At 32.4% G+C, this 24,282-nt stretch carries 21 protein-coding genes; 7 read left to right on the forward strand and 14 right to left on the reverse strand.

Annotation, left to right across the window (positions count from 1 at the left end; translation table 11 throughout):
- The first annotated feature begins 39 nt into the window (after nucleotides 1-39).
- Nucleotides 40-615, forward strand: a complete 576-nt coding sequence (locus ACKC83_RS12715) for a DJ-1/PfpI family protein (RefSeq protein ID WP_434035786.1) — start codon at nucleotides 40-42, stop codon at nucleotides 613-615.
- Between the two features lie 60 nt (nucleotides 616-675).
- On the opposite strand, the gene ACKC83_RS12720 is transcribed toward ACKC83_RS12715, so the two are convergent.
- The 5 genes from ACKC83_RS12720 to ACKC83_RS12740 form a co-directional block, all read right to left on the reverse strand.
- A complete protein-coding gene (locus ACKC83_RS12720; protein WP_434035787.1) occupies nucleotides 676-1,428 on the reverse strand; it encodes a M15 family metallopeptidase in 753 nt (250 codons plus the stop codon).
- Nucleotides 1,429-1,504: 76 nt separating this feature from the next.
- The gene (locus ACKC83_RS12725) at nucleotides 1,505-1,801 is read right to left on the reverse strand and encodes a chaperone modulator CbpM (protein WP_434035788.1); all 297 of its coding nucleotides are present in this window, start codon (nucleotides 1,799-1,801) and stop codon (nucleotides 1,505-1,507) included.
- Between the two features lies 1 nt (nucleotide 1,802).
- Nucleotides 1,803-2,705 carry a DnaJ C-terminal domain-containing protein gene (locus tag ACKC83_RS12730; protein WP_434035789.1) on the reverse strand — a complete coding sequence of 301 codons (903 nt, stop codon included), beginning with the start codon at nucleotides 2,703-2,705 and terminating at the stop codon, nucleotides 1,803-1,805.
- Between the two features lie 71 nt (nucleotides 2,706-2,776).
- Complete coding sequence (locus tag ACKC83_RS12735) at nucleotides 2,777-3,811, reverse strand: alpha/beta hydrolase (RefSeq protein ID WP_434035790.1); 1,035 nt, start codon at nucleotides 3,809-3,811, stop codon at nucleotides 2,777-2,779.
- A gap of 5 nt (nucleotides 3,812-3,816) precedes the next feature.
- Complete coding sequence (locus ACKC83_RS12740) at nucleotides 3,817-4,602, reverse strand: zinc-dependent peptidase (protein ID WP_434035791.1); 786 nt, start codon at nucleotides 4,600-4,602, stop codon at nucleotides 3,817-3,819.
- Between the two features lie 370 nt (nucleotides 4,603-4,972).
- Here ACKC83_RS12740 and ACKC83_RS12745 point away from each other — a divergent pair, with 370 nt between their 5' ends.
- Nucleotides 4,973-5,821, forward strand: coding sequence for a DUF2911 domain-containing protein (locus ACKC83_RS12745; protein WP_434035792.1), 849 nt, complete (start codon nucleotides 4,973-4,975; stop codon nucleotides 5,819-5,821).
- Nucleotides 5,822-5,880: 59 nt separating this feature from the next.
- Here the strand turns inward: ACKC83_RS12745 and ACKC83_RS12750 are convergent, their stop codons facing one another.
- The 6 genes from ACKC83_RS12750 to ACKC83_RS12775 form a co-directional block, all read right to left on the reverse strand.
- Complete coding sequence (locus ACKC83_RS12750) at nucleotides 5,881-6,867, reverse strand: Gfo/Idh/MocA family protein (protein ID WP_434035793.1); 987 nt, start codon at nucleotides 6,865-6,867, stop codon at nucleotides 5,881-5,883.
- On the reverse strand, nucleotides 6,848-8,554 hold the full coding sequence (locus tag ACKC83_RS12755) for a sodium:solute symporter (RefSeq protein WP_434035794.1): 1,707 nt from the start codon (nucleotides 8,552-8,554) through the stop codon (nucleotides 6,848-6,850). Before ACKC83_RS12755 ends, ACKC83_RS12750 begins: the two co-directional genes overlap by 20 nt.
- A gap of 113 nt (nucleotides 8,555-8,667) precedes the next feature.
- The gene (locus ACKC83_RS12760) at nucleotides 8,668-11,193 is read right to left on the reverse strand and encodes a PIG-L family deacetylase (RefSeq protein WP_434035795.1); all 2,526 of its coding nucleotides are present in this window, start codon (nucleotides 11,191-11,193) and stop codon (nucleotides 8,668-8,670) included.
- Nucleotides 11,194-11,343: 150 nt separating this feature from the next.
- Nucleotides 11,344-12,420, reverse strand: coding sequence for a magnesium/cobalt transporter CorA (gene corA, locus ACKC83_RS12765; protein WP_414034249.1), 1,077 nt, complete (start codon nucleotides 12,418-12,420; stop codon nucleotides 11,344-11,346).
- Nucleotides 12,421-12,437: 17 nt separating this feature from the next.
- On the reverse strand, nucleotides 12,438-12,968 hold the full coding sequence (locus ACKC83_RS12770) for a mechanosensitive ion channel domain-containing protein (protein ID WP_434035796.1): 531 nt from the start codon (nucleotides 12,966-12,968) through the stop codon (nucleotides 12,438-12,440).
- A gap of 321 nt (nucleotides 12,969-13,289) precedes the next feature.
- Nucleotides 13,290-13,646 (reverse strand): response regulator, encoded by a 357-nt coding sequence (locus ACKC83_RS12775; RefSeq protein ID WP_414034251.1) that lies wholly within the window; start codon nucleotides 13,644-13,646, stop codon nucleotides 13,290-13,292.
- A gap of 218 nt (nucleotides 13,647-13,864) precedes the next feature.
- Between ACKC83_RS12775 and ACKC83_RS12780 the strand changes: the two genes are divergently transcribed.
- Genes ACKC83_RS12780 through ACKC83_RS12800 form a run of 5 tightly spaced genes read left to right on the forward strand, consistent with a single transcriptional unit; the run spans nucleotide 13,865 to nucleotide 21,583 of the window.
- The gene (locus ACKC83_RS12780; protein WP_434035797.1) at nucleotides 13,865-15,181 is read left to right on the forward strand and encodes a sensor histidine kinase; all 1,317 of its coding nucleotides are present in this window, start codon (nucleotides 13,865-13,867) and stop codon (nucleotides 15,179-15,181) included.
- Between the two features lie 3 nt (nucleotides 15,182-15,184).
- Complete coding sequence (locus tag ACKC83_RS12785) at nucleotides 15,185-17,260, forward strand: cellulose biosynthesis cyclic di-GMP-binding regulatory protein BcsB (RefSeq protein ID WP_434035798.1); 2,076 nt, start codon at nucleotides 15,185-15,187, stop codon at nucleotides 17,258-17,260.
- Nucleotides 17,250-18,140 carry a hypothetical protein gene (locus tag ACKC83_RS12790; protein ID WP_434035799.1) on the forward strand — a complete coding sequence of 297 codons (891 nt, stop codon included), beginning with the start codon at nucleotides 17,250-17,252 and terminating at the stop codon, nucleotides 18,138-18,140. Before ACKC83_RS12785 ends, ACKC83_RS12790 begins: the two co-directional genes overlap by 11 nt.
- Before the next feature lie 4 nt (nucleotides 18,141-18,144).
- The gene (locus ACKC83_RS12795) at nucleotides 18,145-19,995 is read left to right on the forward strand and encodes a glycosyltransferase family 2 protein (protein WP_434035800.1); all 1,851 of its coding nucleotides are present in this window, start codon (nucleotides 18,145-18,147) and stop codon (nucleotides 19,993-19,995) included.
- A 7-nt stretch (nucleotides 19,996-20,002) separates the two neighbouring features.
- Nucleotides 20,003-21,583 carry a hypothetical protein gene (locus ACKC83_RS12800; RefSeq protein WP_434035801.1) on the forward strand — a complete coding sequence of 527 codons (1,581 nt, stop codon included), beginning with the start codon at nucleotides 20,003-20,005 and terminating at the stop codon, nucleotides 21,581-21,583.
- Here the strand turns inward: ACKC83_RS12800 and ACKC83_RS12805 are convergent, their stop codons facing one another.
- From ACKC83_RS12805 to ACKC83_RS12815, 3 genes are all read right to left on the reverse strand, one after another.
- Entirely contained in the window at nucleotides 21,584-22,591 is a 1,008-nt protein-coding gene (locus tag ACKC83_RS12805; RefSeq protein ID WP_434035802.1) for a glycoside hydrolase family 5 protein, read from the reverse strand. It abuts the gene before it with no gap.
- 191 nt (nucleotides 22,592-22,782) lie between these two features.
- Nucleotides 22,783-23,370 carry a Maf-like protein gene (locus tag ACKC83_RS12810; RefSeq protein ID WP_434035803.1) on the reverse strand — a complete coding sequence of 196 codons (588 nt, stop codon included), beginning with the start codon at nucleotides 23,368-23,370 and terminating at the stop codon, nucleotides 22,783-22,785.
- Nucleotides 23,370-24,281: a geranylgeranylglycerol-phosphate geranylgeranyltransferase gene (locus tag ACKC83_RS12815; protein ID WP_434035804.1), complete on the reverse strand. Its 912-nt coding sequence runs from the start codon at nucleotides 24,279-24,281 to the stop codon at nucleotides 23,370-23,372. The genes ACKC83_RS12810 and ACKC83_RS12815 overlap by 1 nt, the downstream gene beginning before the upstream one ends.
- Nucleotide 24,282 lies beyond the last annotated feature (1 nt).

The following is a 24,282-nucleotide window of genomic DNA, read 5'->3' on the forward strand; positions in this document are numbered from 1 at the left end:
TAAAGAATCATATATATTAATCGATTAAAAATTTATAAAATGAAAAAAATACTTTTTCTAACAGGTGATTTTACTGAAGATTATGAAACAATGGTGCCATTCCAAATGTTACAAATGGTAGGCTACGAGGTGCATACCGTATGTCCAAACAAAAAAAAAGGAAATACTATTAAAACAGCTATTCATGATTTTGAGGGCGACCAAACCTATACCGAAAAACCGGGACATAATTTTGTGCTAAATTATACTTTCGACGATGTAGTTGTTGCAGATTACGATGGTTTGGTTATCGCTGGCGGTCGTGCTCCAGAATATTTAAGATTAAACAACACATTAATCGAAATGGTAAAATATTTTTTTAATGAAAATAAACCTGTTGCGGCCGTTTGTCACGGGATTCAAATTTTAACGGCAGCAGACGTTGTTAGAGGACGAAAATTAACAGCATATCCTGCTGTAGCTCCAGAAGTAAAGATGGCTGGTGGGGAATTCCAAGATATTCCAGCAGATAAAGCAATTATCGATGGCAACTTAGTAACTTCTCCAGCTTGGCCAGGACATCCAGAATTAATTAAGGGGTTTTTAGATATTATGGGCGCAAAAATCAATTTATAAGCATTTAAATATAAGCGAAATGCTAAGTACAACTTTAAATTTATACTTAGCATTTTGTTTTTATTGTGCTTTCGCATCTTCAGCTATACCATTCACGAAGTGTGTTATCATTTTTAATTCTGAAGCAAATTCAGAACCCTCAAAACCAGATATATCCGCTTCGGTAATTGTAGAATTATAAAATTCTAGGTATTGGCAGGCCAATGGGATATAAGACCAGTGCCATTTTTCTTCATGATATCCTGTACGTCCATCTGCTTTAGAAGTATACACCTGATAAAACCCAAAAGCATTAGCATTTTCAACTAGCCAATTGTATTCTTTTAACCCTTGTCCGCTTTCAAAGTACGAGTTTGTTAACTGATTTAAATCTATATCCGTTCCCCAATGATGTCTTGATGTACTTGGCATTGAACTGTAACGTAGTATCTTTTGTGCGCGTTCGATAGGTGTTAGGTCTGCATAATTATTCCATTTACGATCCCAAATAGATTTCTGATAGGTGAAATTACGCGTTCCTGAAATTATTTTAAATGTAATATTGTCCTGTTTGGCTAGAGCATTCATTTGTATAAATGCATTGTAAACTTCGGCCTGTAGGTAAATGGTCTTGTTCGAAAACTCGGGAGCGACTTTTACAAAGCAAGAATCTGTTTTAAAATTGAATTTGCCCAAGACAAAGTCTTTGGTAATGGTTTTGCAAGGGTTTTGTGACTCTAGGTGCTCAAACTTGGAGTAACGCTCTAAAGTGGCATCTTTTTTAGGGTAGAATGCAAGCCATAAACAGATAATGATAAAAGCAGAAATCTTCATAACGTGGATTTAAAATTCTTGAAAATTGAATACAAGGATAACGTTATTTAAAGGAATTTCTTATTCAATTGGCGTTTTAATGATTCTCGTAAAAGTGTAATTTGTTTTTAGCCAATGCTAATTCTTGTTGCAACGCATCTACCTTTTTCAATAAATTAAAAACCACATCAATTCCTTCTAGGTTTACATTGAGTTCGTTATGTAAACGAATCATTTTTTCCAAATCTGTTAACGTGTCTTGATGAAGAAATGTATTGTTTTCTATGGTGATAAATTCTACCAAACCTATGCTGTGTAAATTTTCTAGAAATACAGGTTCTATGTTGTATTGTACACAAATAGTATTGACTAATATATAATGATTTTCTGCCATCTTATCTTAGTTTTTTTAATTCGGATAATAGCTCTTTTTCCTTGTCTGTAAGGTTAGTTGGTGTTTTTATATGGTATGTAATTATAAAATCTCCATACTCGCCTTCTTTCTTATACACAGGAAATCCTTTACCTTTTAATTTTACCTTAGTTTCATTCTGAGTCTCTGGAGCAACTTTTAATTTCACTTTTCCAGAAAACGTATCCACCATAATATCGCCACCTAAAAGTGAGGTGTATAAATCTAAATCGACATCGGCATGGAGGTTATTATTGTAACGTTTAAATTTAGTATTATTAACAATATTAAACTTAATATATAAATCGCCATTCGGCCCGCCGTTTACACCAGGCGCTCCTTTACCAGGTATTTTAAGAACTTGTTCGTTTTCTATTCCCGCAGGTATGGTGAGTCTAATTTTTTTGCCGTTTACAGTCAGAATTTGCGACTGATTGGTATAAACATCTGTTAGGTTTAATTGTAATTCGGCATTAAAATCTTGGCCTTTAAATTGCGCGCGACTACGACTTTGTCTAGAGCCCGATGTACGTTGACTACCAAACATAGATTCGAAGAAATCTGAAAAATCATCGTCGGATTGACCTTGTCTGGAATAACTTTGATAGCCTTGTTGTCTGTTACTATATTGTGCTTTTTGAGCACGTTCTATGTCGTCGGCATGCTTCCAATCTTCACCATGCGCATCGTACTTTTTACGATTCTCGGTATTGGAAAGCACTTCATTTGCTTCATTAATATTTTTAAATTGCTTTTCCGCTTCTTTATCATTCGGATTTAAATCGGGATGATATTTTCTAGCCAACTTCCGATATGCCTTTTTTATATCAGCTTGGGTTGCATTTTTGTCAATTCCTAAAATTTTATAATAATCAATAAAATTCATAACTAATATGTATTAAAAAGTTGTGTGTCACACTTATAAAGATCGGAAAAATTATAAAGAATTACAACAATTTATTTGCTTTCAAATTCTAAATGTTTAGAAAAAAAGGGCAGTGTTTTTGTTGTAATACGTTCTCCAATTTTGTTGGTGTGATTGCCTTTGTAAGTTTCAAATGTGTGGTTCACCTTATGGTTTAATAAGATGCTATGGAGTTTGTTAGAGGCTTCGAAAATTTCTAAATCGTCTGTGCCTACATCTATAGCAAAAGCTTTATAGGTTTTTAAGTTTTCTATATATTGATCGACTGTATATAAGATTTGGTTGTTTTTAAACTTTTCTAAGATTTCTGGTCGCGGTTTACCATCTTTATAAGCTAAATCGATATATAACGGAAATTTTCTAGGGTTGGACGCCCAAGCCGCCGAAAATGCCATGTTTATACTTTCAACAAAAGAGACATCTGCAACACCAGATTTAGAATTTACAGCTTCCATGTTCTTTATGTTTTCTGCATTAGGAACAAGACTTTCTTCCATACAACACGGACTAAGCGCATACATCGCAGCATAGACTTCTGGGTATTTCATACCCAGTCTTATGGTGCCGTAACCTCCCATAGAATGTCCTGCTAAGCCCCGACTGCTTGCTTGAGGCAGTGTCCTATATCTTAAATCTATAAATTCTACTAGTTCTTTGGTTATAAAAGTTTCCCAATCTCCCATGGTTTCAGATTTACCATAAAAACTCCCTTTAAATGTAGTGTAGGCGTTAGGCATAACCACAATCATCTCCTTGGAAGTGCCATCGGTCATGCTTTTATTTAAAATCTCGTATAAATTAATCCAATGGTGTTTCCATCCAAACCACTCACTATCGCTATCGGTAAAGCCATGTAAGAAATACAATACAGGGTATTTTTTATTAAGACTAGTCTGATAAGATGGCGGTAAGTAAACGGTTACATCTCTGTTAGACGGATCGTTAATTAAGTTGTTCTTTAAAGCTTCACTTTGTACTTTTAACCGTACACGAAAACCTTGGGCATGAGATATTACAATGCTTAACAGAGTGAAAATTAAGGTGAATACAATTGATTTTATTTTCATATAATCTATTTTGTGTATGAGTTTGGCGACATTTGAAAACAGTGTTCAAGCATTTTAAATAGTTCTGGATGCTTCCTTTTCATAAGATTTGGATTCTCAAAAAAGTATTCTGAAGCTACCGCAAAAAATTCTGCTTGATTTGTGCCTCCATAATCTCTAATATCTGATTTATTATTATGAATGGCTTCCATTTCTTTATGAATTAACTTTAACCACGGAATGGTGTACGTATGTTTCATTATTAATTCAGGAACCCCGTCGGTATCTCCATCCATTTTATCTATTAAATGTACAAATTCGTGAATGGCCGTGTTTCTCTTATCGTTTTCATTTGAAAATCCGTGATACAAGGCTTTTTTAGAAAGAATCATTTGCTTTTCTAAACGTCCGGTACCAATCATGCCCGCAATAATTCGATTTTCTTTTTTTGAATCGAATTCATAATCCGAATTAAAATTATCGGGATATAACAGGACGCCACTTAAATTAGAATAATGCCATTCAGGAAAACCAAAAACGGGAATTACGGCGCTCGCAGCAATTAACACTTTGTCTAAATCTTTTAGTTCTAATTGTATGCCTTCTACATGGACTTCACTTAAAAACTGCATCATTTTTATTTGAAATCGTTTTTGATCTTCAGTATTTAGTGTGCTATAAAAATCGACATGTTTTAATAGTAAATCGTGCCATTGTTTAGGAAATTGATCTGCTTTTTTTCTTTTCAATTTACGCAATGCATAGATTGTAAACGCGAGAATTATAACGAAGGCGATCCCAACGTATATCATAGTTATATTTTATAATTATAGGTTACAAGTTAAGATAAAAAAAGGGGAGTAGTATTACAATTTATATTTTTGATATTATGAATCATTAGTTTAAATAACTACATTCAAAAACTAATATTATAACGGATTGAAAAGTCTAATCGTGTTGGTCTTTTATAGATGTTTTGGAGACACTTAGAGAAGTACGTACTTATTTATATTAAGATGATAAGCTATGAATTCTGTACGTTAAATTAGATTAGACTGTTTTTAAGTTTTAAACATGATTTTAAACGAAATGATGTGAAATAGTTCACTGATTTATGGTTTTATTAACAAATTACGGCCAAGTGAATATGTAATTTTACTGAAACTAAAAATAAACAATATCATGAAAAAATTAATGCTAAGTCTTTGTGTACTTGCTGCATCTTTCAGCCTGAATGCGCAAATAAAGACGCCACAACCAAGTCCTTTAAGTAAAATGGAACAAACCGTTGGATTAACACAAGTAACTTTAGAATACTCTAGACCAAATATGAGAGGAAGAGAAGTTTTTGGAAATCTTGTACCTTATAACGAAACGTGGAGAACAGGTGCAAATGCAAATACTAAAATTTCATTTTCGGACGATGTTGTTATCGATGGTAAAACCTTAAAATCTGGAGAGTATGCGATATATACGGTACCTAATAAAACATCTTGGGATGTGATTTTTTATTCCGACGCAACAAATAGTGGTTTACCTAAAACATGGGACGATAGTAAAGTTGCTTTAAAAGCGAAAGCCAAAGTATATCCAATGCCCGTAGATATTGAAACATTTACAATGACTTTTGATGATTTAACAAGTGATTCTGCTGTTATCGGGATGCTATGGGGAAAAGTATATGCTGGTGTTAAATTTGAAGTACCAACAGATGCTATGGTTATGAAAAATATTAATAGCACAATGAAAGGAAGTCCAAAGGCAAGTGATTATTACGCATCTGCAGTGTATTTCTACGAGTCTGATAAAGATATAAATCAAGCCAAAACATGGATGGATAAATTTATGAGTATGACTGAAAAGCCAGCATTTTACCAATACCGTAAGCAGTCTTTAATTTATGCTAAAGCAGGGGATAAAAAAGGCGCTATTGAAGCGGCTAAAAAATCTTTAGAAGGTTCTAAAGTAGCTGGAAATAAAGATTATGTTAAAATGAATACTGATTCTTTAAAGGAGTGGGGCGCATTATAGTTTAAATACGTTCAAAACATAAAAAAGCCACAATCAATATCATTTGATTGTGGCTTTTTCTATTTATATTCAAGTGCAATAATTTTTCTAACCTTATCTAAGGTTTTAATGAGTTTTAGACTAAAATCGTAAGTCATTATATCACTCTCGGTTTTTCCTTCTCTAAGTAATTGATTAAAATGAAGCGTTTCAAAATTATAACCAATAGTTGGTCCGGTATAATCTAATGTTTGTTCTGCTCCGTTTTGGTTAATAGTTACTGTGGTTGGTGCATGGAATTGAGTGTTTAATGTGATGACTGCATTTTCGCATGTAAATTTACATTGCGTAGGCGTGTCCTCGAGTAAACTACTTTTTAACACAGCTTCAGTATTATCTTTATATTTAAAAATCATATCACAGGTCGAATCTGCTCCGTTGTCAAATGTCGTGCATGTGGCTTCAATGTCCTGAGGTTCTCCTAAAGTAGAAAGTGTTGCAAAAATAGGGTAGATGCCAATATCTAATAAGCTCCCGCCACCAACAGTTTTGTCGAATAGTCTAGAAGCCGTGTTAAATGGTCTTGAAAATCCGAAATCGGCTTCAACCTTTAACAATTTTCCGTAAGTTTCTTTTTTTAGTTCAGATAACGCAAACTGGTAATGCGGTAAAAAATACGTCCATAATGCTTCCATTAATAAGACGTTTTTTGCTTTTGCCAAGGCAATCATATCTTTCACCTCTTCCGTATTCATTGCGAATGGTTTTTCGCACAAAACAGCTTTGCCATGCTCTAAGCATAACATGGCATGTTCTTTATGAAAACTATGCGGCGTTGCAATATAAACGGCGTCGATATTAGGATCTTGAGCTAAGGCTTCATAGCTGTTGTAAGCCTGAATGGCATGGTATGTTTTACCAAATTCATTTGCTTTATCTATAGATCTTGAAGCTACCGCTTGTAATTGTGCATCTTTTATAGTGACTAGATCTTTTGCAAATTTATGTGCAATGTTACCAAGTCCTAGTATACCCCATTTTATGGTTTTATGTGGTTGTGATGTCATCTGCTTTCGGATTTAAAAGTTGATTAAAAAACGAGATTATTAATGCTATAGCAATGACTAAAGTACAGCCAAAAAGATTCAGCCACAAGTAAGGCATCCAATCTTGATACCAACCTAGTAATACGATAACTTGAGTTATAATCGCGGCCACAAATACGGCATTTGCTTTTACATGTTTAAAGAAAAAAGCAAGTAAGAAAATCCCCAATACGTTCCCATAAAAAATAGAACCAATAATGTTTACAAGCTGAATTAAATTATCGGCTAAATAAGCTATACAAGCAATACAAATGGCTAATAAACCCCAGCCAAACGTAAACCATTTTGTGGCCTTAACATAGTGCATATCGTCACGTCCTGGTGCCAAACTACGTTTGTAAATATCTATAGTTGTGGTAGACGCTAAGGCATTAAGCTCGCTCGCTGTACTGGACATGGCGGCACTTAATATTACAGCAAGTAAGAGTCCGATTAAACCCCGAGGAAGATTGTTTAGTATAAAATGAATAAAAACATAATCCTTGTCATTGGTTTCAATTTTTGTTTGATGCTCATTCGCTGCTTTTTCTAGAAGCAGCTTGGCTTCATTTCTATTTTCTTTTTCGGCAGTATTTACCGTCGAGATTTGAGATTTTAAATCTTGATTAGGCGATGAAATATACGCGTTTAGTAAATCCTTTTTTTCTTCGAATAATTGATGCTGATTAGATTCCAAGACTTTAAAATCGTCGGAATACGAAGATGCAGCAACAACCTCTTGCGCGTGCGGATTAAAATGAATAGGTGATTCGTTAAATTGATAAAATACGAAAACCATAACACCAACAAGAAGAATAAAAAACTGCATTGGCACCTTTAAAATACCGTTAAAGATGAGTCCTAATTGCATTTCTCGTAACGATTTACCTGATAAATAACGTTGTACTTGGCTTTGGTCTGTTCCGAAATAAGACAGCATTAAAAATGTACCACCAATAATACCGCTCCAAAATGTATATCGGTTTTCAAAGTCGAAAGAGAAATCTAGAATGTTCATTTTATCATTAACGGTCGCAATCTCTAGGGCATTCGAAAAGTTAATGTTGTCTGGCAAATAGCTTAAAATCAAGAAAAACGCAATAAACATACCTGTGAATATCACAGCCATTTGGTGTTTTTGAGTGACACTTACCGCCTTGGTACCTCCAGAAACAGTGTAAATAATAACGAGTACACCAATAATAATATTTAACTGATTTAAAGACCATCCCAATACGGCCGATAAGATAATTGCAGGTGCGTAGATAGTAATTCCTGCGGCCAATCCGCGTTGTACTAAAAATAAGCCCGCGGTTAAACTTCGCGTTTTTAAATCGAATCTGTTTTCAAGAAATTCGTAAGCAGTATATACCTTTAAACGGTGGTATAACGGAATAAAAACCATACAAATTATTATCATTGCAATAGGCAAACCAAAGTAAAACTGTACGAAGCCCATACCGTCGTTAAAGGCCTGTCCAGGTGTCGATAAAAATGTAATGGCACTGGCTTGAGTAGCCATAACAGACAAACCGATAGTCCACCATTGTGCCTGATTTCCACCACGAATATAATCTTGAACATTTTGACTTCCTCGGGTTTTCCAAGTTCCATAACCCACAATAGCGAGTAGCGTACCAATTAATATAATCCAGTCTAAAGTTTCCATATTAAAAGGCGTTCATAATTATATAAAACAAAATAATATATACAGCATTTGCAATTAAAACCCAAGTATAAATAGGTTTCCAATTTTGTTTTATCGGCTTTTCTTCCTGCATTTTACTTGTTTAATTTAGGTTCTGTATTAATGTCTTCTTTTCCTATTGATAACATATTTGCAAATAATCTGTAAGCTCCAGAAACTCCAGCTGGGAACTCTCTAAAGAAACTTAGTCCAGTATATATGTAATGTCCTTTTCCGTATTTGGCAACTAATAAACTGCCTTGCTTTTCTGTTTCATTTTTGTCATGCATGCCTAATACAGGAGTAAATTCTTTTCCCCATGCATCCGGGAAGTATAGACCGCGTTCTTGTGTCCAGCCTTCAAAATCTGCTTCGGTAATTTTATTAGGAACATTTAATACATCGTTTTTAGGATCTAGAAATGTTACTTTTGCATTTTCGTCGGTGACACGATCTCTTGAAAGTTGTAATTTATAAGGGGCTAAATTATCAACTTTTAAACGGTGATTGGTATTGTATTGTACGATTAAATTCCCACCTTCTTTTACAAAATCGAATAACACATTTTGTTTATATGCCAAATCATCTACGGTATTATAGGCTCTAATACCTACAACAATCGCATCAAAATGTTTAAGATTAGCAGGTGTAATATCGTCTGGAGAAATTATGGCAACATGATAACCAATTTGTCTTAGACTTTCTGGAACGACATCTCCAGCACCTTGTATATAGCCAATATTTTCCCCTTTCTTAATGATATCTAATCGAACAAACTTACTTGGTTGTGGCATTACCACAGTTTGAAATGGGATGTGATCGTAATCGATTTCATTCAATCCTTTAGAGTAAGTCGTTCCGTTTACCGTTACTGTAGCTGTAATTTTTACTTCACTCTGACTGCTTGGTGGTGTAACCGTAAATAAAACTGTTTTAGTTTCGCCACGATGACCAATAGAAACAGCTAAGGATTTAGGTGAAATGGTCCAACCTTTTGGAGTATTTAAACTAACAGTACCTTCTACATTATCTTTTCCTGCAGTAACAACTACGGCAACTTGCTTAGGAGTATTGTTTTCGAAAATAACTACAGGTTCCGCTAATTGCGAAGCCACAATGGGCACAATTTCGAAAGGCATATAGACTTCACCTTTTACGGGATCGTTGGTTTTATAAACAATAGGTTTTGTAAACGGGATCGTGGTATTTTCAATAACTAAATTAAAAGTTACATTCTGACTTCTTGGTGTTTCCGGAGAGCCAATTAAAGACTCATCTTCCACTTTATACATGCCCAAACTGCCTTGCTCTGTTAACCAATAAGGCGTGGTTGTTTCTGCTTTAGAGTCAATGACATAATGTTCGTTAAAGCTAAACTTTGTGTTATTTTCTAAGTTAATATTTTTAGAAATTGAAACATTATTTGGATTCACGATACTTTGTAGCGTAATGTTGGACGCACTTCTATTAATAACTTCGATAGTTAAATTTACATCCTCGTTTATTGTCGCCCAATTGTGTTGCGCACTAGCTTCTAGGTACAGGCCAGCACATGCCGATATTACATTTTTAATATCTTCGGTTTTAATGCTTTTCCAATGACTATCCTCTAGCTGTTGGATTAAAGTGTAAGCTTTAACTAATTTAGGCAGACTTGCCGAAGGGTTTTTAAAATCGTATTCTTTTTCAATTTCAGTAATTAATTTTCCGATAGCTTTCCCGTTCTTAACACGATTCCAACTGGTATCAATACCATCAAAAACAGAATTTGCGTTTTTAGGCATATCGCCTTTAATTAATTCAATATATTCTAAGCTAGAACCACGAGTTCCCGTATTTCCGAAGCCTTGAGATTTATGCTGACTGCGGCTTAAAGATGAAATTTCTGTATTAGATAAACCACTAGATGGGAAGTAAACACCTGTATCTATGCTAAGCATATTACTTTTATCTGCGGCATCAAATTTTTCTTGCGAGCCATAAAACCAATAAGATGCATTAAAGAACATACGTTTTGGTTGCCAAGTTGTAGTTGCATTAAGTTGCTCCGGATATTTAGAAGCGTCGTTAGTTAAATCGAATGCTTCGACACTTAACATAGCCGAACTGGTATGATGGCCGTGCGTGGTTCCAGGCGATCTGTGATCGAATCTATTTATAATAACATCGGGTTGAAATCTTCTGATGGCTAAAACCACATCACTTAAAACATCCTCTTTATTCCAAATGGCTAAGGTTTCGTCTGGGTGTTTAGAGTAACCAAAATCGTTTGCACGAGTAAAAAACTGTTCACCACCATCGGTACGTCTTGCTGCCAATAATTCTTCGGTACGAATTACACCTAAAAGCTCTCTAATTTCAGGACCAATTAAATTTTGTCCGCCGTCCCCACGAGTTAAAGATAGGTATGCAGTTCGAGCTTTGACTTCGTTAGCCATATACGAAATGATTCTCGTATTTTCGTCGTCAGGGTGGGCCGCCAGGTACAACACTGAACCTAAAAAGTTCAGTTTTTTTATGGATTCATGAATTTCGGAGGCATTTGGTTTTTTCGGCTGTTGCGCGAAACACGCAGGAAACACTAATAATAAAGTTAATAGTGTGAGGAATTGGTTTTTCATTAAACTGAATTAGATTAGGCTTTAGCTTCAAATATAAAAAGTAGCCTCGGCATTTAAACTGTTTTAAGGTTTCTTTAACGTAAACCCGTAAAAGTAGACGTAAGCCGGTCTAAATAATTTCAGAAAAATAGAAAAAGTAGTGTTTATATTTTAAAGCCATCTTTTACGCTTAAAGTAAAAAAGCATAAAAATAAACATGATAAGCATCACAACCAGAAGAATAGGGTAGCCGTTTTTGTAATGTAATTCTGGCATGTAGTCAAAATTCATCCCATAAATTCCAGCGATAAACGTTAGCGGTATAAAAATGGAAGACATGATAGTTAGCACTTTCATAACTTCATTCATTTTATTGCTAATACTTGTCATGTACATATCCATTAAACCCCAAACCATTTCACGATATATTTCGGTGTTTTCGTTAACCTGAATGGTGTGATCGTAAACATCTTGAAAGAAAGGCAGTGTTTTTGGATTAATAAGTTTATGCTCACTTTTTTCAATGCGATTTATAATATCGCGAAGCGGAAAAACAGCACGACGAATTCTTAGTATTTCACGTTTTAAATCTTGAATCTGATTAGTAACCTGCTCTTTGGCGGTGCCATTAAATAATTCGTCTTCTAAATCTTCTATTTTTTCGCCTATGGCTTCAATGACTAAATAATAATGATCGACTACACTATCTATTAAGGCATATAATAAATAGTCGGAGCCCAAAGACTTAATGCGACCTTTGCCATGGCGAAGCCGATCTCGTAACCCTTCAAATACATCACCTTCGGCCTCTTGAAAGGAAAGCACATAATTATGGCCCAGAATAAAACTAATTTGCTCTGAATTTAAACCCAGCTTATCGTCGTAGCTTAACATTTTCATGCTTATGGCTAGGTAATTTTCAAATTCATCAATTTTTGGGCGTTGCGAAATATTGGCAATATCTTCTAGAATAAGCGGATGGATTCCATAATGCTTACCCATTTTTTCGATGGAATCTGTATGATTTAAACCGTTTATATTAATCCAAGTCACTTCGTCTGTAGATTCCGATTTATACCCAAAAGCATCATCAATATTAGTTAGTTCTTTTTCGGAAATGTGATTTGCACTGTAATTAAAAACTTCAATAAACAAAGATTGAGACGATTTTTGTCCCGTATACACAATTGTTCCAGGTGCTAAGCCTGGCTTTTGTTTATTCCTTTTAGTTCTCGGTTTTTTTTGCATATTGTAACTAACTCAAATTAAATGGCATCGTTACCATCGGTTATGGCATCCTTTTGAACTAAAGTTACAGCTTTTTGTAATATTAAGTTATTCGGATACGTGACTAAGTTGCCATTATCCAATCTAAGGTGTAATTGGAATGCACGGATATCTTCAATAACAGCTTCAATAGGGAAGTCTTTATCATGAATACTTATTTTGTCCCCAACCTTATAAGGAAACGAGAAAAACATTATGACTCCGGAAGTAATATTACTTAATATAGACCAAATGGCAAATAAGGCAATACCTATAACTGCAAAAACAGATGAAAAAACTAAAGCTAAATCTTCCGGTTGCGCTCCCATTATTATAGAAAGAAACAAGAGCCCTATAAAGAACAAGGTAACAGTTGAATAACGCTGAATAAGATGAATTCGGGCTTCGTTAATACCACTCTTTCTACCAATTTTCTTTATTAGTATAATAGAAATATATCTAATAATCAGGAGTATAAGTAGTAAAATAATACTTGAAACAATAACCTTAAAATGATTTTGAAAAAACATATAATTAAATGGAATTTAATGAAACAAAGATAGGCTAAGGAAATTACAATTTATAATATAATTGCAATACCATTTTGTTTAAAATACGATATATGGCAAATATGGAAAGTCCTCTACTATAAAAGTAAATGTCTTGAAATTAGAACAGTAGTTTGTAAATATAAATACAGTAATGTTCTAAATGATTTATATAATAAAGCATTGAGATTTTTACAACTAGAGATCTTGTTGTTAAAACTATAGAATAGAAGAATTAGTTAATGCGGCATATTACAGTTGGAATGTCTTTTGGTCTCTGTATGTTGTAGAAAAGGATGTTATTTACATTTCAAATCTTTTAATTCTTAATGATAAATCTTTAGGATCAAAGGGTTTAGTAATAAAATCGTCTATACCTAAAGAAAAAGCTTCTAAAACCACGTCTTCTTCACCTAGAGCTGTTAAAACAATAATTTTAATTTGATCGTCGTAATTTTCCTTAATCCAAGTTACAAGTTCTAGTCCAGAAACATGTGGCATCATAAGGTCTGTAATAACTAAGTTTGGAGTTTCGTTTTTAATTTTCTCAATAGCATCACTTCCATCGGTTGCAACAGTAATAGTGTAACTACTATCTTTTAAACTGTGTTTAATTAATTTTCTAATAACGTCACTGTCATCAATAACCAATATTTTCATAGAACAGATTTTTTAAGATTTTATACAAAAGTATATAATTACGTGCTACTTTTTTTACTAAAATGGAAGATAATCTTTTATTTAAGTAGTTGAACGTGTTTGTTTTATTTGTATATTTATGTATATATACATTGCAACAGCTTTTCGGAGGTTTAGAATTTTAATAAAATTCGGCAGTATAGAACACGTTAATCTCTTTAATTTTTTAATACTTTATTTTGAAAAAGGAAATACAAAAAGAAAAAGAGTTACAGAAAGAATTTTGGAAAATTGGGAAAACAATTTTTTGGAGTATGATAGCTGTAATCTTATTTACAATTTTTTTAGATGTTATAATTTTAAGTAAAAATTGGTTAGACTTTGTCCTTCTAAAATTATTTTTACTAGGTTTCTTTTATTTTACTTATAATTTTTTCACGCAAAGGTACAAAACACCTAACCTTTTAATTCATTTAACACTATTCTCTTTTAATTTTTTAACATTAGTATCTATTTCAGACTCCGGAACTGAAAACAGAATGGTTTACACGTCTTTACTTATAGCGTTGTTTGTTGCTTTTAATACGTTTGCTATATGGTCTATAATAAATAGCTTTATTCAGTATTTGCTAGTTATTGTTACTTTTCTTGTTTTAGTCTACATGGGGGAAATTACGGATCCGTATCAAATTTTAAACAATGGGGGATATCTATTTTTACTACTAGGTTTTATGAGTTTTTTCTTTCCCAAGGTAAGAAAGAGTATGATAATAGAGCGTATTGGGGTACAGCTAAGAGCAGACGAGAAAATTAAGTATTTAGGAGGTGAGTTGTCTGAAGTACAGACGAGTTATAAATCGCTTCAAAATAAAGTGATTAAGAAAGAAAATGAAGCTAAGTTTTTGTTTCAACAAATTAGTAACGATTTAAATAAAATTAATGAGGTTGTTACTGAAATAGAAGGTGATACAACCGAAGAAAAAAAGAGGAAAATTCAAAAATTAGACGACTTAATTCAGAATTTAAGAAATCAAAGTTCGGTGTATTTTAGACCGATTAATTTAGAGACCAACAAAAAGAATTACTCTACAGATAAGGTAGACGTTTTAAAAGTCTATCAAAATGTTATTAAATCCTTTACGAGTCAGATAGAAGGGAAGCATATTAATTTTATTGAACAGTTAATTGCCGTCAATCCGCAAATTATTGGTAACAAAAAGATTTTCAATACGATACTTTATAATATTTTAAATTTTATGGTCATTTTCTCTGATGAAAATGACGATATCGTAGTCACTATAGATACAAATACAAAAGATACCATATTTAGTGTGGCAAACAAAACAAGTGGTATAAATACTTCAGAAATAGAATCTTATTTTAGAGATCTTGAATTTGTAAATTACGATTATAAAAAACACAGTGATAGTGTAAAAATAGGACTAAGAATTTCTAAACAATTAACGGAAAAAATGAATGGGTATTTTAGTTATGTGTCTTCAGAAAACATGGGATTCGAACTTAAAATTCAGTTCAAAACATTTAAACAAAACTAGGTGATGATGAAAAATTATTATTTTATTGCATTAACAATCTTGTTAAGCTTACAAACAACTGGATATGGTCAGGTTGTAGAGCATTTTAAGGCATACGATTATGCCGAGGAAATAACCATAGACGGCTCTAAGGGTATAGAAAATATTTACATTCCGGTTAACGAGAATATTGATGTACTTAATAGTTATATTAATTTAGAATTTACCTGTTCTAGTGTACTTAATTTTGATCAAAGTTATATTTCTATTCTGCTGGCCGATACACCTATAGAAACACGATTTTTAAAAGATCAAAACCAAATCGTTAGTTTTAAAATCCCTGTTAAAGAGAAGTATATTGTTTCTGGGTTTATAAAATTAACTGTAAAAACCAATTTAAGAATTGGTGATGATATTTGCGAAATATATTCTGAAGGTGGTTTTTGGGTTAAACTCACCGATAATTCCTTTTTCTCTTATAACGTTTTACCTAGTAAGAAAACGGTTATAGACAAAACAATTAGTTTTATAATTCCAGATCTTAAATATATTGTTTTAGGCAAAGACAATGATATCAATAATATTCAGTATGCCTCTTATATTAAGTTTTACTTAAAGCGTGTTTATGGTTTAGAGCTAGAGATTAAAAGTATTGAAGACTTTAGCGACAGTGTGCTTGGTAATGCCATTGTATTAATGCCTTTTAATACGTTAAGCGAAAAAATATCAAGTAAGCTTCCTGATTTTAAGAGTGACGATGCTGGTTTAATCAGTGTTTTTAAAGATGAGTATAAAGATCCTAAAACCTTAGAAATTTTTAACGGACTAAATATTGTAGTCACCGGAAAAACAGAGTTAGGATTTAGTAAAGCCGCAAATATTATGTTGCAAAAGCATTTACTAAATTCGTCTTATGTAGATTATGTATTTGTAAATAAGCAAACTAAATTATTAGATATTCCAGAAAGAAAAGATTACGACCCTATTTATTTTAAAGAGTTAGACGCACAAAATGGTGTTTTGGAAGGAATTGGATATTTACGTTCTAATATCTCTATTCCAAGAGCTAAATTTGGATCTAACGTAAAGAAAATGAACGTTAGTATTAAAGGTAAGTACAGACCTTTAGACGATAAGGAACACGGTTATTTTAATTTATATTTTAATGATAATTTTTTAACTTCTTATAAATTAGATAATACGGGCGAATTAAACATCGATTTCGATTTTGACGATCTTGTAATGGAACAAGATAACAATTTTAGATATGAGTTTTATTTTATACCTAAAGGTGGTTTGTGTGAAATTGCTCCAGCAAATTTTTACGGTCAGATAGACAATGTGAATTCCTATTTTAAACCAGTCGGATATGATGTGTCATCATCTTTATCATTTTTTAGATTTCCAGAAAACTTCCAATCAAAACCATTAGCGATTTATACCGATTTAGGTGCCGAAGATAAATTAGTGGGTACACTATCGGAATTAATAGACATTATTAATCCAGGAGAAGCCGGATTATTAGGGTTTATTTACCCTCAAATAAAAGTTGCCAATTTAAACGATATTAAAGCAGATTCGGAAACGTCTAAAATTATTATTAGCGCGGATGGCGATAAGTTTACTGAGTTTTACGGAGATGCGGCATTTATAAAATTTAAAAACAACACGGCAGAATACGATTCGGAAGAGTTTAGTCCGCTTCTAAAAGAATTTAGTTTCTTATTTAATGTAGAGTATCAAAAAGAAATGGGATTCAATCAGCTTTTCTATTATAACGATTCTCCTGTAATGTTAATTAACGTTCCTCAAGATTATAAAGAAAGCACCTTATCATCTTTAGTTTCTAATATTAGAGAACAAACCATTTCAAATACAGGAAATGTAATTGTTGCAGAGAACGATGATGCTTACTTTTTCGATTTAAGAGTAATTCAAGATAATCAAGACAAAACGAAATTAAATTCCGAACTAAACGAGTTTTGGGGTAAATACAGACTGTTTATTGTAGCTGTCTTATTAATATTAGTAATATTAATATTAATGTTTATTTATCAAAAATCTAAAGAGTCTAAAGCAAAAATTAAAGATGAAAATTAAAATTGTTAGTCTTCTTTTGGTTCTGAATGCATGCATATGCTATTCACAAACCCCAGTGTTACCAGTAGAACAACCGGAGGCACAAACTGAAAATTTATGGTTTCAAGGCGAAAACTCTTGGTTAGAAGGTAAAGGAGAGGTTTTGTTATCTCCATACGTGTCTCACTATTATACAGATACCAAAAGAGATGAAAATGGTAATAAATCTGATTTCGATAATAATGGTTATTACGAAAACTATACCTATAAACTCTATTTTTCGACCGCTTTAATAAGTCATAAACTGAGTTTAATAGGAACACTTCCTTATGTGAAAAGCACCTATTCAGACGATTATACTTTAGACGAAAATAGTGAGTTTGGCGATATGGAATTAGGGGTTACCATGCATTTAAAAAACATGGGTAAATACCACTATTTAACGGGGTCGTTTACAACCATTATTCCGGCATATAGCAACGATGAGAATCCGTTTACAGGCTTTGGAAAAGTAGGAACCGAGTTAAGAGTTGGTATTTCAGGAAACTCGGAGTGGATGGGAATTAACGATAATTTTCATGAATTATCACTTGGTGTAAAAAAGTTTTACGACGGCGGACCATTACAATTTAAATTATATGGGACACAAGGATATAGAATTACGGAAAAATTTGTGGTCTTAGGGAGTTTAGAAGTACTATTGTCTAGAGGAGACGATTTTACAGTGTCTCAAGATAATATTCAAGTAACTACAGATTTCGATTATATAAAAGCTACCCTAAATTTAGGGTATGAGTTTAATCCTAGATTTGCTTTATATGCTGGAGGCTTTACAGATTTATACGACAGAAACGTGTCTATTGGTAGAGGATGGCAAATATTTAGTGTTATAAAACTATAATTGAATGGCAAGTTTTAATATTAACATACATAGAAAAGAATTATTTATTGAAAGTAACTTGCTTAGCGGTAAGCAGGTGTCTGAAATCGAACGCTTTAAAGTTAAATTAAATAAATCTTTTCTTAAAACAGCGCTTAATCATGGTTTTGTATCTCGTTTTCACTACAATAAAGTATTAGAAGGCTTTAAACTGCCTACTTATAACATTAACTGTGATACCATAGAGGAATACAAATCTTTTTCTGATACGCACGAGCGTTTTACGCTGTTTTTAGATACGTTAATATTTCCCATTGAACACAATAATAAGACTGCTTTTGTTGTTGCAGATCCTTCCGATATTAACAATATTAGATTAGTCGAAGAAGAGCTAAACGTTACAGTTTCGGAAATTTTTGTGACCAATGAGCTGGATTTAATAAAAGCACTTCATATAAAATATGGGGGAGAGATTTTACATAAATCAGTTTTCCATTTATACGAAAACGATCCTAATAGTTGTGCTATTGAAACCTTTACAAAGAAGCAAGTCATTGCTTTAGGTGTTATGTTTTTGGTTTTTTTAGTGTTTTTATATTTCAATTTTATTGACACATTAATTGGAGCCAACTTATTATTAAACCTATTTCTATTATACTCCATCCTGTTTAAATTCATGCTTACTATTTACGGTTCTAAAACAGAGTTGGAGAGTAAAGTCAGTAAAGAGGAAATTGAATTAATTAAGGATAAAGATTTACCTATTTATACCATTCATTTACCGGTGTTTAAAGAGTCTGAAGTTATTCAGAAACTAGTTTGGAACTTAAATAATCTAGATTATCCCATTGAAAAGTTAGATGCAAAATTGTTAATTGAGTCGGATGATGAGATGACATATAATGCAATTAGAGAAATGAAATTTCCTACTAATTTTGAACCGGTAATTATTCCTTATGCGCAACCTAAAACTAAGCCTAAAGCCTGTAATTACGGATTGTACTTCTCTAAAGGAAAATATTTAACAATATATGATGCAGAGGATATTCCGGATAGTGATCAATTAAAACAAACCTATAAGTTATTTCAAAAACTTCCAGAAGATTACATCGCGATACAGTGTGCCTTGAATTACTTTAACAAGAATGAAAACTTTTTAACCAAAATGTTTACTCTAGAGTATTCTTATTGGTTTGATTATATGTTGCCAGGTCTGGATAATCTTAGAATTCCAATTCCGTTAGGTGGAACAAGTAATCATTTTAAGTTTGATAAACTTATGGAACTTGGAGGATGGGACGGTTTTAACGTTACCGAGGATGCCGATCTAGGTTTACGATGTTATGCAAAAGACTATAAAATTACAGTACTTAACTCAACGACATACGAAGAAGCTAATAACGACTTTTTTAACTGGATACGTCAACGTTCGCGATGGATTAAGGGGTATATGCAAACGTACTTAGTACACATGCGTAATCCTGTAAAATTGTATAAATCTATTGGAACTAGAGGGTTTTTTGGATTTCAATTTTTTATAGGTGGAACGGTGTTTACATTTTTAAGTTATCCTATACTATTGCTTTTTTTACTGATTTATATATTTTTCCAAAGCAAATGGATAGAGTTACTATTTCCAGATTGGTTAATTATTATTTCTATAGTTAATTTCACCTTAGGAAACTTAATTATGATTTACACAAATATGATTGCAATTTTTAAGCGCCAATCATATTCTTTAATAATATATGCATTAGCAAATCCTGTGTATTGGCTTATGCACTCAATTTCTGCTTACAAAGGCTTACATCAGTTAATAACCAAACCTTTTTATTGGGAAAAAACTAATCACGGTTTAACTAAAAAGAAGAATTAAACGCGGTATGGATAAAATTAAGTCAAAGAGTGCTACGCTAGTCTTTTTTATAATCTGGTTTATTTATATAGCTTTTTTTAGTTTTATAATAACAGTAATACGCGAAACAGGCTATTTAAATTTTGAACCACTATTTATTACTAGTCATATTAATAGCTTATTCCAAGGTGGCGAGTTAGTCAAAAACTTTTTCTTGTCTTACCCGTTAATAACTAATGTTTTATCTTATCCTTTTTCTATATTTAGTCCTGAAGATGCACCGTTTTTTGCATCTGTATTTTACATGTCGCTTTTTGCGACTACCGTTGTCACTGTGGTAGGGAAGGAAAAGAATAATGTAATTAAAGGACTCTTGTTTTTATATTTCTTGTTTAGTCCTGTCACTATTTATGCGGCCACATCAGGAACTTCTGTGTATGCCTTTCTTATACTGTATTTTTTAATTTTTTACTACTTGTTTAATTATATTAAAAAATTCACTACCTACCATATTACTATACTTAGTATTATTTTAAGTTTAGCCGTTTTTCTGGATTATAGAATTTTATGGTTGTTAATTCTGTTATTATTATATGCATTTGTATTTAGTATTTTCGGAATAAAAGGATTAAGATCTGCAAACATTATTATTAAGTATGTTAAGATTACGCAGCACCATTCATTAAGACGAAAGCTAAGAGGGCGTTTAGTTTCTATGGTGTTTATTATTGGTTTTTTTCCCATTACAACATTACTCTTATACTTATTCATTAATTATTTAATGGGGAATGATTTCTTTTATTTTTACGATTCATTAGATACGAGATGGAATGGTAATAGCTTCCTGAGTTTATTAGAAACAGATACTCTTGCAGGCTTAAATAACAGAACGGTTAACGATTTTTCGTTCATTCATATTGTGATTTATTTACTGCCTATTTATCTTTTTGAATTAATTACACATTATAAAAAAGGATTAAAAGTTTTTATTTTAGTCTTGGCACCTATACTGTTGCATCTTTTGGTAAGAGATAGTATTGTAGATTATATGAGTTTGTCTTACTATTCAATACTTATAGCTTGTGGTTTAGCGTCTATGGCCACAACAACTGAAACCTTTTTTAATCTAAAAAAATTAAGCTATATATTTTATGCTTGCTTATTTGTAGGAAGTATTTATGGGGAATATTTATATTTAAAAAATTCGTCGTTTACTTCAGAACAAATCTATTATAAGAGTGTAGTCGAGCAGGAGCAGAACCCTGTTTTATTAGAATATAAAAAAGCTGGAGAGTTTTTAGCTTCAAATACGCCTGAAAATTCTGTAGTATTATCTGATAGATCAATCCTGTATCCAATAATAGCCTATAATAATAAAAATAACTTTTTTATATCTAACAGTTCTGCAGAATTTGAAAAAGCAATTTATTATCCCGATAATCATTGCGATTACATTATTGTTACCAACAAAAAATCACCCTATCATTTTTTAGATAAAGTAGCAACCAATTTTAATTTTAAGAAAAATAATGGATTTAGTACGTATTCTATAAGGAGTAAAGTGGTTTACCATTCAGATACTTTTTCTATTGTAAAGGTTGTAAACTAGTTATAAGCAATCTAAAATATTAATGTTGTCTGTTATTCCAAAGTTCCCTTGATACTCCCATAGGTAGCATTTTATATTATGGGATTTAAAGATAGCAACAATATCTTTAAAATATTGACATCTATACTCCGGGGCAATAGTATTAATGGCCCCAAATTCTGTACACCATATGTCCACATTATTTTGGTTTGCCCAATTAACAATAATATCTATTTTATGACTTAAGGATGTTTTATTAGCCATGTCTTTATAGTCATTATAGTTAACCTCTCCAGGAGTACCCAAAGCTTCAGGAGCCATATTTGGCATCTTACTGGGGTTATAAGGATAAGGAATACCTATAGTTTTAGTTTGATTTCCAACCCAATCGGCACCTTGATGGGTAAATATAAATGGTTCATAAAAATGAAAAACATAAATAATATTTTCAAACGGAAATGGTTTTTTTCTAGATAATTCATAGATGCTGTTATAATTTGTTGCACCTATAAGTATTTTCGTGTCTTGGTCTTCTGCTCTTATTTCAGAAACAATTTCAGGCACTACAGCGTCCCATTGTTCGGGATATAAATTGGGTTCATTTACAAGTTCGTAGTACACATGATTGGAGTACTTTCTTAAAGCTCTACTAATAAGTCTCCAATTGTTTTTTATAATATTTACATTGGTGAAATTAGTCTCTTTGTTAATTGTGTGATCAAAATAACACACAATTAGCGTCATGTTTTTTTTCTTAATATATTTTGCAATTCTACGTAGGTCTCTTAAATATCTATTTTCTGATTCTTGTTTAAATTGATACTCAAAAGAAACCGGCAGTCTTACATCGTTAATACCACGACTATGAATTTCATCAATTTCGTCAATTATATCTTTATAATTTAAGGTTTTTCCTTCCCAGTAACGTTCGTAACCAGTTAAGTTTACACCAATATTAGGTTTGCTATTTTGTGCCTGTGCCGTTATCATCATTAATAAAAGAAGCAGAGTATATATTAATCTTAACATAATTATGTTATCTAAATTGAAGGTGTAAAGATATTATTCTTTTTCTTCTAATATGTTAGATAAGTTTAAGTTATATGCATGTGTAACAAATCAATATTAGGTTTTTAAGATGCTTTCCTAAGATAATTCATTTAAAAATACATGAAATATGTAGCGACAGGTTTTTTTAGGAATGTTATAAATAGAATTATTTACGATACCATTTCGTTTAAAACGCGATACACCACATCTGTAGGAAGTCCCATAACATTAAAATAGGAGCCTTCTAGTTTAGTTGCGCCTATATAGCCAATCCATTCCTGAATGCCATAACCTCCGGCCTTATCGAAGGGTTTAAAGTTTTTTATGTAGTAGTTAATCTCGTCGTCTGTAAGTGCCTTGAATGTTACTTTTGTAACAGAATTTACGGTCTTTTCGAAGTCTAATGATGTAAAACAAACCGATGTAATGACTTCATGTGTTTTATTGCTTAAAGATTTTAGCATATTAAAAGCTTCGTCCGAATTTTTTGGTTTTCCTAAAGCGGTTTCATTATTCCATACAATGGTGTCGCTGGTAATTAAAATGTCTTTAGGTTTTAAATCTGTTTTAAAAGGAAGTGCTTTAAGCTGTGCTAAATAATCACTAATTTCAAAATGACGTAACCGTGGTGGAAATACCTCGTCTACAGGTTTTAATACTATTGAAAAATCTAAACCTAAATCTTTAAAAAACTGTTGCCTTCTAGGAGATCCAGAAGCTAAAATTATGTTATGATTACTTATGTTTTTATGAAGCATTATAGTTGAGTTAAGGGATATAAAAGTAGGGATAATACGCCTGTTAACATAACTAATTTAAGCGCATTACTAATTTTGTGATAGTCTTTTTTAGATTTCGCACTAAAAAGTTCAAAGAGTATGTAAAGCAAAGGTCCTATTATTAAAAAGATAAAATATGCAACTTTTAAGGGTCCGCTATATAGGTAGATAATTACGTAATAAATTAAGGATATTAACGGGGCACAGGTTAATATAAGTGCAATTTTAGATGCTCTACTTCTCCCTATTAAAATGGGTAAGGTTTGCATTCCAGACACGTAATCACCATTTATATCTTCTATATCTTTTACAATTTCACGGATAAAATTGAGGAGAAAAGCCATACCTGCATAGCCCATAATCAGTTGGAAAACCATCCGTTGGTTGGCTTGATTTTCGAAGGTTATTACAGGAATTAAATCGAATAGTCCAACAATAATTAGACTTAAGCCCACTAAAATGGAAATAATAATATTTCCTATAATACACGTGCGTTTTAAATAACTAGCGTATAAATAGAGAAGAACGGAGATAATAACAAAAAGCGCGAAAAAACTGCTTTTCTCGATGGCATGAGATAAATAAAATCCCAAGCCAACGCCAACAACATTTAATGCAATAAATAAATTATAAGCTGTAGTTTCCGATAGCGATTTACCAATTATTACCCGATGGGGTTTGTTTACCGAATCGGTTTCTACATCGTAAATATCGTTTATAATATTTCCTGCAGAGGCAAGACATATTGTGGCCAATACAAGCACGGCAAATTGCCAATCCAGTAAGGCCGTGTCTACACTAAATACAGGAAATAAAGCGTATTTAAGCAGGGTTTGAACAAGAATAAGGAGTAATAGGTTTTTCCAACGAATCAGGTTTAACACCTTCATG

It is taken from the genome of Formosa bonchosmolovskayae (assembly GCF_051016085.1).
In the GTDB taxonomy this organism is placed as follows: Bacteria; Bacteroidota; Bacteroidia; order Flavobacteriales; family Flavobacteriaceae; genus Formosa.